The organism is Pseudomonas sp. FW306-02-D09B, assembly GCF_058782685.1.
In genome coordinates, this window is record NZ_JBYSXY010000038.1 from 1 (window position 1) to 1,457 (window position 1,457).

1 protein-coding gene is annotated in these 1,457 nt (G+C 55.7%); it reads left to right on the top strand.

Translation table 11 applies throughout. From position 1 onward, the window contains the following. The first annotated feature begins 68 nt into the window (after window positions 1-68). Window positions 69-1,445, top strand: coding sequence for an IS30 family transposase (locus AC3WK5_RS28980; protein ID WP_103316271.1), 1,377 nt, complete (start codon window positions 69-71; stop codon window positions 1,443-1,445). Window positions 1,446-1,457: the final 12 nt, after the last annotated feature.

Below are 1,457 nucleotides of genomic sequence, written 5' to 3' on the forward strand. Positions count from 1 at the left end.
CAAGGCGGATTCAACCGGTCGTCGCAACACCTTTGATCGAGGTGTTTATGGGGCGGCCTGCAGGCTGGATGCAAAAGTTGACGGGGCGTGGAGCGATGCGTTCGCCAGGTGCGCCGTCACTTCGTAATGAAATCGAGCGGCTGTTCTGGAAACAAATCGCAACCGGGATCACAAGCGAAAAGGCAGCGGAGGCTACTGGCATATCATCAGCGGTAGGCACACGCTGGTTCCGTCATCGGGGCGGGATGCCATTGTTCATGTCTAACCAAATATCCGGAAGGTACTTATCGTTCGCAGAGCGAGAAGAGATTGGGCTGCTTCGGGCGAAAGGTGTTGGCGTACGTGAGATTGCGCGTCTCCTTGGACGAAGCCCGTCGACAGTTTCACGGGAACTGACACGTAATGCTGCAACTCGTTGCGGTCGGCTTGAGTATCGAGCTTCAGTCGCACAATGGAAGGCAGAACTGGTTGCCAAAAGACCGAAGCCAGCGAAACTGTTGACTAACCCGCGGCTGTGTCAGTACGTGCAAGACCGTCTGGAGGGTAAAGTTCACAGCGCTAATGGTCGCGAGATTGCTGGGCCTCGACAAGCTCCCTTCAAAGGCCGAAATAAACCACATCGCAGTGACCGTAAATGGGTCAATGGCTGGTCGCCAGAACAGATTACCAACCGGCTACAGCTCGATTTTCCGGACGATGAATCCATGCGCATCTCTCACGAAGCCATATATCAAGCCCTCTATATTCAGGGGCGAGGGGCTCTCAAGCGCGAGCTAGTGAGCTGCCTGCGCACAGGGCGAGCATTGCGTGTGCCGAGAGCTAGGGCGCAGGCCAAAACGTGGGCGCACGTCAGCGAGGAAGTCATGATCTCCAGTCGCCCTGCTGAGGTGGAAGACCGGGCTGTACCAGGGCATTGGGAGGGAGACCTGATCATCGGTCTGAACCGATCAGCGATTGGAACGCTGGTCGAGCGCTCAACTCGATTCACCATGCTCGTCCACCTGCCTCGCGAGGAAGGTTATGGGCTGACTCCTCGAACGAAGAATGGCCCGGCGCTGGCCGGCTACGGGGCTGTCACTATGGCCAACGCACTGAAGAAGACGGTGACTGACCTACCCATCGAATTGTGGCGATCTTTGACTTGGGATCGTGGAAAGGAACTATCGGATCACGCTCGATTTACCATCGAATCCGGAGTGAAGGTCTTCTTTGCTGACCCTCATAGTCCATGGCAGCGCGGCACGAACGAGAATACGAACGGTCTTCTGCGCCAATACTTCCCGAAAGGTACCGACCTGTCTCGCTGGAGTGCCCAAGAGATCCAAGCCGTAGCCCATGCGTTGAACACAAGGCCTCGAAAAACACTGGGCTGGAAAACACCTGCCGAAGCACTAAACAAGTATCTAAAATCAATTCAACAATCCAGTGTTGCGACGACCGGTTGAATCCGCCCAATA